This window comes from Paraburkholderia sp. J41, assembly GCF_905220235.1.
Classification (GTDB): domain Bacteria; phylum Pseudomonadota; class Gammaproteobacteria; order Burkholderiales; family Burkholderiaceae; genus Paraburkholderia.
Genome location: NZ_CAJMZE010000007.1, coordinates 182,792 through 197,748, shown reverse-complemented (window position 1 = coordinate 197,748; position 14,957 = coordinate 182,792). Strand labels below are relative to the sequence as shown.

The following is a 14,957-nucleotide window of genomic DNA, read 5'->3' as shown; positions in this document are numbered from 1 at the left end:
GGTGGTCCCGGCAAACGCGTGGCGAAGTTAGCGCAATGGGTCCTTGTCGTGCGGCGAGGCGTTTCTGAACAGGCGCGCGCCGGAAAGGATCAGCAGGGCAATCGCCAGGCTGAAAATGGCAGTGGATTCGCGGCCCATGCCGGCCGCCATGCCGATGCCGGCGGCCACCCAGAGGCTCGCCGCCGTCGTCAGGCCGCGCACTTCGCGCTCGGCGCTGAGCTTCATGATCGCGCCCGCGCCCAGAAAGCCGATGCCGGACACGAGCCCTTGCAGCACGCGGCTCAGGTTGTCCTGCGAAAATCCCGCCTGTAGCGGCACCAGCACGAACAGCGCGGAACCCACCGACACCATCATGTGCGTGCGCATGCCCGCGTCGCGGCCGGCCATCTCGCGCTCGAAACCGAGCACGCCGCCCAGCACCAGCGCCACCACGAGCCGGATGAACAACTGGGTCAGATTCGCCGCCTCGCTCAGATCGGCGAATTCGCTTTGCACCGTGAGCCAAACCTGGTTCCACCAACCTGTCATTGCGGTCTCCCTGGCGCGCGCCGGGCGCCTCGTCAGCACGACTGTAGCGGAAACGAAAGCAAGCGGCCCTCAAGCTGCCGGCGCCGGTTTTTTCGCCGCGGCGATTGCCGGGAAAGCGCGACGCGCGCGGCCCTTTTTCCGCAAAGGTGATTTCGAGGTTCGGCACTTCTGGCGGCGAGGCCGCGCGCCTAAAGTCAGGTCAGCTTTCGGATGCGGTTCCTCGCGATGCCTCGTGACATCAGCGGGACCGCGCAAAGCGCCCTCAATCGTCATAAGGAGCACACCATGCTGACCAGAACGCCCGCCGCGCTGCTCGCGCAATCGCAGACCGAACCTCGCGCCGCGACCGGGGACGCGCAATTCTTCGAGTACACCTCGTCCGCCAATCCCATTGGCGCAAAGCTCATCTCGCGCGTGCCGTTCCGCAATTTTCCGCCGTCGCTCTATGCCGATGGCGCAACGCGCGTCGTGCCGCTCGACTTGTCGGCGGAACTGGGCTGCCCCGGCCCCGCGACCGGCCCGGGCTTGAGCGCGAATTTCCTGCACATCGAAGCGGGCGAGGCGTTGACGCTCGACCCCAACGCCACTTCGCAGGTCTGCTACGTGATCGGCGGCGCGGGCAACGTGCAGCAGGGCGCGGCGCGCTTTCCGTTCGCGCAGGGCGACTTCTTCGCGCTGCCGGGCGGCGAGGCGGCCGTGCTGACCGCCGAGGCCACGGCGTCGCTCTACTACGTCAACGACGCGCCCCTGCTCGCCTATCTGGGCACGAGCGGCGTGCAGCCGCGCTTCGCAGCCACGCGCTATCCCGCCGCCGAGGCGCAGGCCGCGTTGCGCCAGGTCGCGGAGCAGTCGGGCGCGGAGCGCCGCAACCGCATCAGCGTGCTGATGGGCAACGCGAATTTTCCGCAGACGCGCACGGTCACGCACGTGTTGTGGGCGATGTTCGGCATCGTGCCGCCCCATTCGGTGCAAAAGCCGCACCGGCACCAGTCCATCGCGCTCGACTTCATCGCGGGCGGCGGCCCGGGCGTCTACACGCTGGTCGGAACCGAACTGGACGCGCAGGGCAATATCGCCAATCCCACTCGTGTCGATTGGGAAGCGGGCATGGCGTTCGTGACGCCGCCGGGTTACTGGCACGCGCATTTCAATGAAACGGACGACAGCGCGTATGTGATTCCGATCCAGGACGCGGGCTTGCAGACCTATCTGCGCACGCTGGACATCCGCTTCGCGCGTTAAGGCGTATTCGACGGCGCGCGTTCGCGCGCGAGTTCCGCGTCCCAGTAGGGCGGCTCGCCGAACGTATCGGCGTAAAAGTCCACGAACGCGCGCACCTTCGACGAAACGATCTTCTTGGGCGGATAGGCGGCCCAGACCGCGGGTTCGGCTCGTCCGGTGCGCGCCTCCCATTCCGGCAGCACGTGCTGCAAGCGCGCGGCGCGCAGGTCGTCGGCGGCGAGCCAGGTCGGCAGAAGCGCCACGCCGCAACCGGCTACCGCGAGCGCGAGCACGGCTTCGGCGTCGTCGGCGCGCAGGCGTCCATGCAGTTCCACGAGCGCCGGCTCGGGCGCGGGTTTGTCCGCTTGTTCGTGCGCGGCGTGTTCGTCCGTTGGTGCGGCGGCGGGCGTGAAAAACCACTTGTCGTCGGGCACGAGCGGCAGGCGCAGCGTCTCGTGCGCCATGAGATCGGCGGGCGCGCGCGGCACGCCGCTGCGCGCGAAATACGCCGGGCTGCCGCAGACGATACGGCGATGCGGCGCAAGCCGCCGCGCCATCAACGAAGAATCGGGCAGCACGCCGGTGCGGATCGCCACGTCGATGCCCGCGTCGATCATGTTGAGCGTTTCGTCCGTCGAGACGATATCGAGGTCGATGCCGGGAAAGCGCGCGAGAAACGCAGGCAGATGCGGCGCGATATGGCGGCGCCCGAACGCGGGCGGCGTGGTCACGCGCAACACGCCTTGCGGCGTGCGATTGAGCGACGACGTGACTTCGCGCGCGTCCTCGAGCGCCTGCACCGCGACCAGCGCGTGTTCGCGAAAGAGGCGGCCGCCCTCGGTCAGAACGAGCCCGCGCGTCGAGCGGTTGAACAGGGCGATGCCCAGATCCTTTTCCAGTTCGCTGATATAGCGCGAAACCGTCGACGTCTTGACCGCCAGATCGCCGGCCGTCTTGCTGAAGCTTTGCAGCTCCGCTGCGCGAATGAAGGCCCGTACTGCGGCGAAGTAGTCCATGGAGATTCGGCGAGGTTCGCGAAGCGCGCGTTTCGATTGAGGTTTCGGCCGGGATTCGAACGTTAGTGTACTGCCTCGCTGCGGCGCCGCGATCCCGCGAAAGCGCTGTGCCGAAACCGCCGCGCGAAAAAAATGGCGCCGCGGGCGTTCAGCCCGGCGGCGCCATCGCGCGACCTGGTGTAAAGCGGCGGCAAGCCACGGCCCGAATTTCGCGCCGCAGCTTGCCGGCCCGCTTACATCGTCACGGTATCGGCCACTTCCTTGAAGTCCTGGATCTGGTCGAAGTTCATGTACTGATAGATCTTGTCGCCGTTGGCGTCGAGCACGCCCATGTCCGACATGTACTCTTCCTTGCTCGGGATCTTGCCCAGACGCGAGCAGATCGCCGCCAGTTCCGCCGAGCCGAGATACACGTTCGTGTTCTTGCCCAGACGGTTCGGGAAGTTGCGCGTGGACGTGGACATGACCGTCGCGCCTTCGCGCACCTGCGCCTGGTTGCCCATGCACAGCGAGCAGCCCGGCATTTCGGTGCGCGCGCCGGCCGTGCCGAACACGCCGTAGTGGCCTTCCTCGGTCAACTGCTTCTGGTCCATCTTGGTCGGCGGCGCGACCCACAGCTTGACCGGAATGTCGCGCTTGCCTTCGAGCAGCTTCGAAGCCGCGCGGAAGTGGCCGATGTTGGTCATACACGAACCGATGAACACTTCGTCGATCTTCGCGCCGGCGACGTCCGAGAGCGTCTTCACGTCGTCCGGGTCGTTCGGGCAGGCCACGATCGGCTCATGCACGTCGGCGAGGTCGATTTCGATGACGGCCGCGTATTCGGCGTCGGCGTCCGGTTGCAGCAACTGCGGGTCGGCGAGCCACGCTTCCATCGCCTGGATGCGGCGTTGCAGGCTGCGCGGGTCCTGGTAGCCCTGCGCGATCATCCACTTCAGCAGCGTAACGTTGCTGTTGAGGTATTCGATGATCGGTTCCTTGTTCAGATGCACCGTGCAACCGGCCGCCGAACGCTCAGCCGAGGCGTCCGAGAGTTCGAACGCTTGCTCGACCTTCAGATCGGGCAGACCTTCGATTTCGAGAATGCGGCCCGAGAAGATGTTCTTCTTGCCTTGCTTGGCGACCGTCAGCAGGCCCTTCTTGATCGCGTAGAGCGGGATCGCGTTGACGAGGTCGCGCAGCGTGACGCCCGGCTGCATCTTGCCCTTGAAGCGCACGAGCACCGATTCCGGCATGTCGAGCGGCATCGTGCCCGTTGCGGCGGCGAAGGCGACCAGGCCCGAACCCGCCGGGAAGCTGATGCCGATCGGGAAGCGCGTGTGCGAGTCGCCGCCGGTGCCCACGGTGTCGGGCAGCAGCATGCGGTTGAGCCACGAGTGGATCACGCCGTCGCCGGGGCGCAGCGCAATGCCGCCGCGCGTGCTGATGAAGTTCGGCAGCGTCTGGTGCGTCTTGACGTCCACGGGCTTCGGATACGCGGCCGTGTGGCAGAACGACTGCATCACGAGGTCGGCCGAGAAGCCGAGGCACGCGAGGTCTTTCAGTTCGTCGCGCGTCATCGGGCCGGTGGTGTCCTGCGAGCCGACCGAAGTCATCTTCGGTTCGCAGTACGCGCCGGGGCGCACGCCCTGGCCTTCCGGCAGACCGCACGCGCGGCCGACCATCTTCTGCGCGAGCGAGAAGCCCTTGCCGCTGTCGGCGGGCTGCTGCGGCAGGCGGAACAGCGTGGACGGCGCGAGGCCGAGCGCTTCACGCGCCTTGGCCGTGAGACCGCGGCCGACGATGAGCGGAATGCGGCCGCCGGCGCGCACTTCGTCGAACAGCACGTCGGACTTGACCTGGAATTCGGCGATCACTTCGCCGTTCTTGAGCGCCTTGCCTTCGTACGGGCGCAGTTCGACCACGTCGCCCATTTCCATCTTCGAAACGTCGAGTTCGATCGGCAGGGCGCCTGCGTCTTCCATCGTGTTGTAGAAGATCGGGGCGATCTTGCCGCCGAGGCACACGCCGCCGAAGCGCTTGTTCGGGATGTAGGGAATGTCTTCGCCCGTGAACCACAGCACCGAATTGGTGGCCGACTTGCGCGAGGAGCCGGTGCCCACCACGTCGCCCACGTAGGCCACGAGATGCCCCTTTTCCTTCAGCGATTCGATGAACTTGACCGGGCCGCGCTTGCCGTCTTCTTCCGGCGTGATGCCGGGGCGCGCGTTCTTGAGCATCGCCAGCGCGTGCAGGGGGATGTCGGGGCGCGTGGTGGCGTCCGGGGCCGGCGAGAGGTCGTCGGTATTGGTTTCGCCCGTCACCTTGAACACGGTGATGGTGAGGCTTTGCGGCACTTCCGGACGGCTCGTGAACCATTCGGCGTCGGCCCAGCTTTGCAGCACGGCCTTGGCATTCGCGTTGCCTTTATCGGCGAGTTCCTTGACGTCGTGGAACGCGTCGAACATCAGCAGGGTTTTCTTCAGCGCTTCGGCGGCGACGGTGCCCACCGCGGCGTCCGCGAGCAGCTCGATCAGCGGCTGGATGTTGTAGCCGCCCAGCATCGTGCCGAGCAGTTCCGTGGCGCGCTCGCGCGAGATCAGCGTGCAGGCGGTTTCGCCCTTGGCCACGGCGGCGAGGAAACCGGCCTTCACGCGGGCGGCTTCGTCCACGCCCGCGGGCACGCGGTTCGTGATGAGGTCGAGCAGCGTTTGCTCTTCGCCGGCGGGCGGGTTGGTCAGCAGCTCCACCAGTTCGGCGGTTTGCTGGGCCGTGAGCGGCAGGGGAGGAATGCCGAGCGCGGCGCGTGCGGCAACGTGAGCACGAAAGTTTTCAAGCATGGGGGACCTGCTGGTATTTGCGTTTCAGGGAAGGCTTTTCAGGCACTGCTTTGATCGCGATTCTAATTGCAAACACCAGTTAACGTCAAATGTCTTATATCTTATATAAGAGTTGAAAATAGAAATTTCTTTGGAATCAGGCGTGTAGCGATTGTTGGTGCGTCAATTAAATACGAAGGAGTGAATGTTGCGATGCACAAGGCGCGCTGCCGCTTCGTCCTGCCGTCCAGATCGAACGAATAACCGGTGGGCACCACGAGCCCGACCACGCCGCGCGGGCAGCCGAGCCTCTCCAGTTTGTCCGTCAATTGCGGCAGCGCCGCTTCGGAGGCGGACGTGCCGAGCACGATCAGCAATGCGTCGCGAATGAACGCAAGAAAGCGCCAGATGCTGAAGCCGCACAAGCGCGCCACGACGCCCAGCACGACGGCGACGAACAGAACGCGGTGAAATAGAACGCGCCGACGAGCTCGAGCATGGGCAGCAGCGAAACGATGCCGTAGCGCCGATCGTGAAACTCATCGCGCCGAATGCGCCGGTGGGGTGCGAGGCTCGTTATCGTCCGCACGATGCGAAAGAGCGCCTTCGAAAGCGTCTCGACCAGTTGCGTGACGGGCGCGGCCGTTTCGCCCAGCACCGCGAGCGCGGAGCCGGACAGCATCGCCAGCGGCGGGGCAGAATGTCGCCTTGCGCCTGGCGGCGACATGATCGGAGGAAAGCGGCGGCGTCGAGCGCAACGACCCTCACGCCCGACGCCGCTCAAACATCTTATGCAGACCTAAGCATTACCGCGAATTATTGCGCCGCCGGCGACACGACAGTCGGACGCGCCAGCGAGTTGTTGTCCTTGGGCGCGCTGGTGTGACGCGGCGCGCTGTTGCTCGTGCCGTCACGCATGCCCGACTTCGACTGGCCGACCGGCGTGCCGCTGTCCGAGTTGCCGGTGCCCGGCGCGCCATAGCCGCTCGACGTGTCGTTCATCTGGTTCGCCGCCGGGGTGGTCGTGGTGCCCATGTTCGAAGAACCGCCGTTCGAGCCGCCCGCCGTTTGCGCATAAGCGCCGCCCGAGAGGGCAAGTGCCGCCACGGCCGCGATCAGTGTGCTGGTTGCCTTGTTCATGATTCGCCTCCTTTGACTGAACTGAAATATCGACGCAGACGATGTACGCCTGCTTGACGATGATTCGCGCAATCAGCGTGCCGCGCGGACGTGATCAAGGATGAAATTTCGGCTTTCGCGAAGGGTTTGCTGCCGCCTGAGCCCCTGACCGGCCTGCAATCCAGCGGATTTGTAAGCGGATGTAGACGCGGCCGGAGACGCGGAAAACGCTTGCCGGGGAGCGGCTTTGCGTCGTGGTAAGAAAGGGTTATCGGGTCTCGATCGCGAATAATTTGGCTCGCGTGGCTCGGCGCGAGGCGTTGCGTATCGCGGGGTCGTATCGCGAAGCCCTACCGGTCAGGTGCCCGCCGATGCCGCGCAAGCGCCCGATATTAACCACGCTGAAACCGATGCGAGCGCGCGCGGGCCGCGTGTCAGCCGACATTGAAATGAACACGTATCTCCTGTTCGCTCTCGACGGGACGGCCTGCCTTCATCGCCGGAAAGAAGCGCCATTTCCGCAGCGTTTCCAGCAAAAGCTGGTTCAGCCGCGGGTTCTGTGTGGGCCGCACGAGCGCGACGTCGACAGAGCCGTCCGCGTGTACGGTGAAGCGGGCGAGGGCGACCGCCTGATACGCGTATTCGCGCAGATCGTCGGGGAGCGTGGGCAGCGGCTGAAGGATCGCGTGGGCGGCGGCGTCGCCCGAAGTCGTCGAAGTCGTCGAAGTCGAGCCGGCGACGGCGCTGGCGGCAGATGCGGCGGTAGGGGTTTCAGCGGCCGTTGCGTGCGTCGTCGCGCTCTGCGGTGCGGCGACGGGCGAAGGCTGTAGCGCGGGTTCTAAAGGCTCCGGCGGCGCATGAAGCGGCGTAGCGGGCGCATGAGCCGCCGCGCCCGGGCGCGTTACCGAGCGAGTCGCAGCGGCGGCGCGCGGCGCGGCGTGCGCATGAGCCTCATGCGTTGTAGCAGGCGTGGCCGCGGGTGCCGGACGCGCGGGCAACGGCGGTGGCGCGATCTCCACCAAACGCGCGTCGAGCGTCACGCGCCGGGCCGCCGGGATCGTTTCGGACAACTTACCGATAAAGACCGCGACAAAAGCGGACCACAGCGCAATCGCCACCACACAACCGACCAGGACGCGCGGCCCGCGCGCGTCGAGCAGCGCGGCCCAGCGCGCGAGGCTACGGGCGCTCACGCTGAACCGCGATCAGAAAATGGCCCGCGCCGCCTTCGCGTGCCCGCAGCATCGCCTGCACGACGAGGCCGTTGGGCGCGAGCGCATCGGCGGCCACCACGAGATTGCCGTCCGGCCCGATGCGTTGCGCCACCGTTGCGGCGAGGCGATCCAGCGTCACCGTCTGCCGGTCGACCAGAAGCCGGCCGTCGCGCGTCACGCTCAGCGTCAACGGTTGGCGCGCCTGCAAGGGCTGCGCCGTGCCCTTCGGCAGTTCGAGCTTGACCGCGTCGAGCCGCTGCATGCTCAGCGAAGCCAGCATGAACGTGGCGAGCAGAAAGAACATCACGTCGATCATCGGAATGATCTCGATGCGGCCGCGCTTCACGGCTCGCGAACGGCTCAGCTTCATGATGCGCGCGCCTCGCGTTCCTGCCTCAGCCGCAGATTGCCGAGCCACGCGTTCGCGGCCGATTCCAGTTCGTCCACGAGCCGCTCGACGCGCCGCGAAAAGTAGTTGAACGCGAACAGCGACACGAGCGCGATCACGAGGCCGATGGCCGTGGCCACCAGCGCCTGCGCGACGCCGCCCGTTATGCCGCCGGGGTTGACGAGACCGTCGTTGCCGAGCAGCCGGAACGCGCGCATCATGCCGACGATCGTGCCGAGCAGTCCGAGCAGCGGTGCGGCCGTCACGATCGTTTCGAGCATCCACAAACCCTTCGACATGTCGCGTTGAATGTCGAGCGCAAGCGCGTCGGCTCTGGCCTCGATCCACCATGCCGGTTTCGCGGCGTCGCGCATCAACGGCTCGAGCAGCCGGCGCAATGCGTGGCGCGCGGGCAGACGCAGCACGGCGCTGCCGTCTGCGTCTGCTTTTGCGTCGGCGTCGGCGTCGGCGTTGGTGTTCGCATTCGGCGCGGGCACTGCCGCGAAGCGCCAGAACACCCACGCGCGATCCAGAACGATGACGATCGCGACCACGGCAAGCAGCGTCAACGGATAAACGACCCAGCCGCCGACGCGCGCGGCCTGCACGATTCCCAGCCAGTCTTGCATGAACGTGTCCGGTGAGGAGTTGAGATCAGAAGTATTTGGTGACGCCCGCATAGAACGCGCGATACGGTCCATACTGCGGCGCGAACACGCCGATGCCGGAGCCGTCGCGCAATTCGTAAGTTCTGCCAAATGCATTGACCACGACAACACGCCCGTCGACCTTACCGATCATCGGCAGGTCGAAATGCTGGATCACGGCCAGATTGAACTGCGCGTAGAGCGGCAGCTTGCCCGTGTTGGCGAAGCCGTCGCGCAGGCCGCTGCCCACCGTGCCGTCCATCGTGAACGTGGTGCGGTGCCAGTTGTACGCGCCGCCGAACGAGGCGGTCACGCGCTGGTCGTGATCGAGGAACACCCAGTTGCTGGCGATGAACGCGAGTTCGTCGGCGCCGAAGTTGAACTGCGCGGAGTTGACGTTCTTGCCCTGCGCCCGGCTATAGGCGAGATTCAGATAGGCGGAGACGTTCTCGTGCTTGTAGTTGGCCGTGAATTCCACGCCGTACACGCGCCCGTATTGATAGTTGAACGGCGTATAGATGAGCGCCGCGCCGAACTGGCCGAGGTCGAGCAGGTTGTGCGCCTTCTTGTAGTACGCATCGAGACCGAGCGTGAGCGCGGAGCCGATCTGCTGCGTCACGCCCAGATCGAAGTAATCGTCGCGCTCGGGCTGCACGGGATCGTTTTGCGTGACTTCGCTCTGGTTCGTCGTGCCCGCGTAACGGTTGATCGTCGCGCTGGAAACCAGCTCCATCGAAGGCGGCGTGAAGTAGCGCGAGTAACCGGCGTGCAAGGTGGTCGTGGGCGTGAGCTTGAAAACGGCGCCGATGCGCGGGCTCACCTGGTTGGCCTGCACGTATTCGTCCATGCCGTCGTAACGCAGGCCGTAATTGATCGTGAGACGGTCGTTGATCTTCCACTCGTCCTGGAGATAAGCGCTGTAGAGGTAGCCCGTTTTGCCGCTCGAATCGGAGAGCGTGAACGGCACGTCGGAAGTCTGGTTGCCGTCGGCGTCGGCGGGGAACACCGACACGTTGTCCCAGAAGCTTGCGTGTTCCTGCTGAAGGAACAGGCCGGCGCGGATCGTGTGGCGATCGTTGAGCCGGTAAGTGGTGTCGGCTTGCAGGCCGTAGGCCGTGTCGTTGTGAAAATTCTGCGAGGCCACGCCGTTGAAGATCAGGTCGCCGGTGGGGTCGGGATTGAACTGGGTGCGCGTATAGCGCGTGAAGAACGCCACCTGGTAATCGAGCGCGCCGCCGTTGGTGCCCTGCAACGCCACCACCGCGAAATTGTTCAATTCCGACTGCGTTTCGTTGAGGTTGGCGGAGTCGAACGTCGGCACGCCGGCGAGCGAGAAAGCCGGCGCAAGTCCCGGCGTATTCGGAATTTCGAACTGGTTGGCCGTGGTCCCGAACATCACGCTTACGCGCGTGAGCGGATTGAGGATGTACGACATGTAGCCGAACGCATTGCCTTGGCGCGTGCGGTCGTGTACGGGGTCGGGCGACGAGGTGGGCGCCTCGATGCCCAGATTGTTCGCGCCCAGCGAGCCGCTGAAGAAGTAGCTGAAATCGCCCTTGCTGCCGTAGACGTCGGCGCTGGTCTGGAGCGTGCCGCGATTGCCGCCATACACGTCGAGCGAACCGCCGTTGCCGAGATCGCCCGATTTCGTGCGGATGTCGACAATGCCCGCCGTGCGGTAGCCGTATTCGGCGGGCAGCGCGCCCGTAAGCAGATTGACCTGGTCGATGATGCGCGTGTCGAGCGACTGGCCGAAGCCGCTGATCGGCTCGGGTATCAGAATGCCGTTGATGCGGTACTGCAAATCAGCATGGTCGCCGCGCACGTGAAGCTGGCCGTAGGAGTCGTTCGCGACGCCGGGCGCTTGCAGCAGCACCTGATTCAGCGGCGTGTTTTCGCCTTGCGGCATGGCCTGGATATCGGCTTGCGTGATCCGGTAGATGCTGCTGCCCGTTTCCGGCAGCAGGCCGTTGCGCGCGGCGTCGAGCCGTTTTGCGTTCACCTGCACGTCGATCGCCTGATCGCGGCTCATCACGACCGCCACATCGGCCGGTGCGCTCGCGGCGGCGGTGGCGATCTGCGAAGCGGCCGCGAAACCGGGCGCCGACACGCCCACCGCATAAGTGCCGGGCGACACGTGCCGAAGCGCGAAGCGCCCTTGCGCATCGGTCGTGGTCTGGGCGGCGTTCGCGCCGCTGGCATTGGTCAGCACGACAGCGGCTTGCGAAACCGGCTTGCCGGCGGCGTCCGTGACGGTTCCGCCGAGCGTGGCGTCGGCTTGCGCGGCCCAGGCGTGGCCCGCTGCGGCAAAGGCGAACGCAACGAGCGCCGCCTGGGAGATGACTGTGCGGTGGTTCATGATCCCGACTGAAGAAGTTATTTTTGGATGAGCCGGGTCGTCGCGAACCGCCGTGTCATCGGTTTTGCGCGAAATCCCCGGTCGAGCAATCGTAGTGTAATGTTATAACGTTACATTAGGCTTGCGTTTTTTAGTCGGATCGGCAAATTTTTTGGCGGGCGCGTGTTTTGTCGGCGTAAGGCGCCGTTGTTCTGTGTGGCGCGGAAGGCGCCTGGATGGGGGCTAACGCCTTCCAGACGCGTCGGTGGCAGCGCCCGGCGCGGGGCCGCCAGAGCGCTCGGGCGCGGCTTTAACGCCGCACGCGCGGCGCGCGCCAGTTCGACTCCCGCGCGAACTGGACGAACGAGCGCAGATAATCGACGGCTTCGTCGCCCTCGCGCGTGCCGAGAAAAATTTGCTTGGCGATGCCGTGCTTGCCGAGCTTCAGCGCCACGAGCGGCATGCGGTCGGCGTATTCCTCGGCCAGCCAGCGGGGCAGCGCGGCCACGCCGCGACGGCTCGCGACCATCTGCAACATGATGTCCGTGGTCTCGATCGTCTTGTGGCGGCGCGGCGCGATGCTCGCGGGCCGCAGAAACTGGTTGTACACGTCGAGCCGGTCGGTTTCCACGGGATACGTGATGAGCGTTTCGTCGACGAGTTGCTCGGGCTTCACGTAACGCTCGCTCGCGAGCCGATGATCCTCCGCCACCACGAGCACCTGTTCGTAGTCGAACACGGGCTCGAAGCGCAGCCCCGGCCGATTGAGCGGGTCGGGCGTGACCAGCACGTCGATGTCGTAGCCGAACAGCGCGCCGATGCCGCCGAACTGAAAGCGCTGCTTCACGTCGACATCCACGTCGGGCCAGCGCGCGAGATAGGGCGACACGACCTTGAGCAGCCATTGATAGCACGGCGCGCATTCCATGCCGATGCGCAGCGTGCCGCGCTCGCCGGCCGCGTACTGCTTCATGCGTTCTTCCGCGAGTTCGAATTGTGGCAACAGCCTTTCGGCCAGCGAAAGCAGATAGTGCCCCGCCTGCGTGAGCCGCAGGCTGCGCCCCTCGCGTTCCCAGATCGGCGTGCCAAGCTGCTGCTCGATTTTCTTGACCGTGTGGCTGAGCGCCGACTGCGTGAGAAAAAGCGCGGCGGCCGCGGCGGTGAGCGAGCCCTGGCGGGCCACTTCGCGGACGATGACGAGATGAACGCGTTCGAGCATGGAAACGGAGACCTTGGGCGCGGCGAATGTATGAATGAATGAAACTAATGGATGGATGAAATAATGCCATTTTTCTTCATCGACCGATAGCTCTATCATCGCTGCCACTTTCCCTCGTTTTCAGCACTTTCACCCGGACGGCAGCGCATATGGTCACTACCCACAACCTTGGATTTCCGCGCATCGGCGCGAAACGCGAACTGAAGTTCGGTCTCGAACGCTATTGGAAGGGCGCGTCGTCGCGCGATGAACTCAAGGCGCTCGGCGCGGAACTGCGCGCGCGCCACTGGGCGAACCAGAACACGCTCGATCTCGTGCCCGTCGGCGACTTCGCGTTCTACGATCAGGTGCTCGACATGAGCTTCACGCTCGGCAATCTGCCCGAGCGCGTGCGGGATTTTCACGGCGACCCGCTCGACAACTATTTCCGCGTGGCGCGCGGACGCTCCGCGCAGGACGCGGAGGAACACGCGGCGTGCTGCGGCGGCGTGGCGGCCGGGGAAATGACGAAGTGGTTCGACACGAACTATCACTACATCGTCCCGGAATTCACGGCGGACACGCAGTTCAATCTCGACACCTCGCGTCTTGCCAATCAACTGCGCGAGGCGCAGGCACTGGGCGTGAACGCGAAGCCGGTGATCATCGGGCCGCTCACCTATCTCTGGCTCGGCAAGGCCAAGGACGACTCGGACAAGCTTGCGCTGCTGCCGCGCCTGATGTCCGTGTACCGCGCGCTGCTCAGTCATTTCAAGGCGCTGGGCGCGCAATGGGTGCAGATCGACGAACCGATTCTCGTGACGGAACTCGAACCCGCGTGGCGCGAAGCGTTCAAGACCGCGTATGAAGGTTTCGAGCAGCGCAGCGTCAAGCTGCTGCTCGCAACGTACTTCGGAGAGCTAAAGGAAAATCTCGATCTCGCGTGTACGCTGCCCGTCGACGGCCTGCATATCGACGCCATCCAGGCACGCGGCGAGGTGACGCTCGCCGCGCACGCACTGCCCGAGCAAAGCGTGCTGTCGGTGGGCGCCGTCAACGGCCGCAACATCTGGAAGACGGATCTTGCCGCCGCGCTCGAATGGCTCGAGCCGCTGGCGGCGCAACTGGGCGACCGTTTGTGGATCGCGCCGTCGTGCTCGCTGCTGCACGTGCCCGTCGATCTCGCGAGCGAAGCCAGGCTCGATGCCGAGGTGCGTTCGTGGCTTGCTTTCGCGTTGCAAAAGCTCGACGAAGTGAACGTGCTGGCAAAGGCGCTCAACGCGGGCCGCGCTGCGGTTGCAGCGGAACTTGCCGCGAACGCCGCCGCGATCGACGCGCGCCGCCGCTCGCCGCGCGTCAACAACCCGGCGGTGAAGGCCGCCATCTCACGCATCGACGCGAAGCTCGGCCATCGCCGGAGCGCTTATGCCGAGCGCACCGGCAAGCAGGCCGCGCTGCTCAACCTGCCCGCGTTCCCGACCACGACGATCGGCTCGTTCCCGCAAACGGCGGAAATTCGCCAGGCGCGCAGCCAGCACAAGAGCGGCGCGCTCGACCACGCGGGCTATCGCGCGGCGATGCGCGCCGAAATCGAGCGCAGCGTGCGCGAGCAGGAAGCGCTGGGTCTCGACGTACTCGTCCATGGCGAAGCCGAGCGCAACGACATGGTCGAATACTTCGGCGAACAACTCGACGGCTACGCGTTCAGCCAGTTCGGCTGGGTGCAGTCCTACGGGTCGCGCTGCGTGAAGCCGCCTGTCCTGTTCGGCGACATCAGCCGCCCGAAGGCGATGACGGTCGAATGGATCACTTACGCGCAATCGCTCACGAACAAGCCGATGAAAGGCATGCTCACGGGCCCGGTGACGATTCTCAACTGGTCGTTCGTGCGCGACGATCAACCGCGTTCGGTGTCGTGCCATCAGCTTGCGCTTGCCATTCGCGAGGAAGTGCTCGATCTGGAGAGGGCCGGCGTGCGCGTGATCCAGATCGACGAAGCCGCGCTGCGCGAAGGCTTGCCGCTGCGCCGTTCGCAGTGGGCCGAATATCTGCGCTGGGCCGTGGAGTCGTTTCGCATTGCCGCGAACGGCGTGGCAGACGAAACGCAAATCCACACGCACATGTGCTATTCGGAGTTCAACGACATCATTGCGTCGATCGCCGATATGGATGCGGACGTCATCACCATCGAAACCTCGCGTTCGGACATGGAGTTGCTGGACGCTTTCGATACCTTCAGGTATCCGAACGAAATCGGGCCGGGCGTGTACGACATTCATTCGCCGAACATTCCGAGCGAGGCGCATATCGTGCAACTGATGCAGAAGGCGGCCGAGCGCATTCCGGCGCAGCGCCTGTGGGTGAATCCGGATTGCGGATTGAAAACGCGCCAGTGGGCCGAGGTCATTCCGGCGCTCGCCAACATGGTCGCCGCGGCCAAGGCGCTGCGCAGTCAGGCGCGTTGAGGCGAGGCGTCGAAGGGCGAAGCGC

Annotated in this window: 11 protein-coding genes and 1 pseudogene; 2 read left to right on the top strand and 10 right to left on the bottom strand. The window is 65.3% G+C overall.

Going from position 1 to position 14,957, the window contains the following annotated elements:
• Positions 1-27: 27 nt before the first annotated feature.
• Positions 28-528, bottom strand: coding sequence for an MgtC/SapB family protein (locus U5805_RS09800; RefSeq protein ID WP_322103269.1), 501 nt, complete (start codon positions 526-528; stop codon positions 28-30).
• Between the two features lie 285 nt (positions 529-813).
• On the opposite strand from U5805_RS09800, the gene U5805_RS09795 reads away from it, so the two are divergent.
• Positions 814-1,770 (top strand): cupin domain-containing protein, encoded by a 957-nt coding sequence (locus U5805_RS09795; protein WP_322103268.1) that lies wholly within the window; start codon positions 814-816, stop codon positions 1,768-1,770.
• On the opposite strand, the gene U5805_RS09790 is transcribed toward U5805_RS09795, so the two are convergent.
• From U5805_RS09790 to U5805_RS09750, 9 genes and pseudogenes are all read right to left on the bottom strand, one after another.
• On the bottom strand, positions 1,767-2,765 hold the full coding sequence (locus U5805_RS09790) for a LysR family transcriptional regulator (protein ID WP_322103267.1): 999 nt from the start codon (positions 2,763-2,765) through the stop codon (positions 1,767-1,769). The two genes, U5805_RS09795 and U5805_RS09790, sit on opposite strands and share 4 nt — an antisense overlap.
• Before the next feature lie 233 nt (positions 2,766-2,998).
• Positions 2,999-5,584: a bifunctional aconitate hydratase 2/2-methylisocitrate dehydratase gene (acnB, locus tag U5805_RS09785; RefSeq protein ID WP_322103266.1), complete on the bottom strand. Its 2,586-nt coding sequence runs from the start codon at positions 5,582-5,584 to the stop codon at positions 2,999-3,001.
• Positions 5,585-5,805: 221 nt separating this feature from the next.
• Positions 5,806-6,251 (bottom strand): annotated as a pseudogene (locus U5805_RS09780) (cation:dicarboxylate symporter family transporter); the annotation flags it as partial.
• 128 nt (positions 6,252-6,379) lie between these two features.
• Entirely contained in the window at positions 6,380-6,703 is a 324-nt protein-coding gene (locus tag U5805_RS09775; protein WP_322103265.1) for a hypothetical protein, read from the bottom strand.
• A 413-nt stretch (positions 6,704-7,116) separates the two neighbouring features.
• The gene (locus tag U5805_RS09770) at positions 7,117-7,875 is read right to left on the bottom strand and encodes an energy transducer TonB (protein ID WP_322103264.1); all 759 of its coding nucleotides are present in this window, start codon (positions 7,873-7,875) and stop codon (positions 7,117-7,119) included.
• Positions 7,862-8,266: a biopolymer transporter ExbD gene (locus tag U5805_RS09765; protein WP_322103263.1), complete on the bottom strand. Its 405-nt coding sequence runs from the start codon at positions 8,264-8,266 to the stop codon at positions 7,862-7,864. The genes U5805_RS09770 and U5805_RS09765 overlap by 14 nt, the downstream gene beginning before the upstream one ends.
• The gene (locus U5805_RS09760; protein WP_322103262.1) at positions 8,263-8,913 is read right to left on the bottom strand and encodes a MotA/TolQ/ExbB proton channel family protein; all 651 of its coding nucleotides are present in this window, start codon (positions 8,911-8,913) and stop codon (positions 8,263-8,265) included. Before U5805_RS09760 ends, U5805_RS09765 begins: the two co-directional genes overlap by 4 nt.
• Before the next feature lie 25 nt (positions 8,914-8,938).
• On the bottom strand, positions 8,939-11,290 hold the full coding sequence (locus U5805_RS09755) for a TonB-dependent receptor (protein WP_322103261.1): 2,352 nt from the start codon (positions 11,288-11,290) through the stop codon (positions 8,939-8,941).
• Between the two features lie 289 nt (positions 11,291-11,579).
• Positions 11,580-12,488: a LysR family transcriptional regulator gene (locus U5805_RS09750; RefSeq protein ID WP_322103260.1), complete on the bottom strand. Its 909-nt coding sequence runs from the start codon at positions 12,486-12,488 to the stop codon at positions 11,580-11,582.
• A gap of 149 nt (positions 12,489-12,637) precedes the next feature.
• On the opposite strand from U5805_RS09750, the gene metE reads away from it, so the two are divergent.
• Entirely contained in the window at positions 12,638-14,932 is a 2,295-nt protein-coding gene (metE, locus tag U5805_RS09745; RefSeq protein ID WP_322103259.1) for a 5-methyltetrahydropteroyltriglutamate--homocysteine S-methyltransferase, read from the top strand.
• Positions 14,933-14,957: the final 25 nt, after the last annotated feature.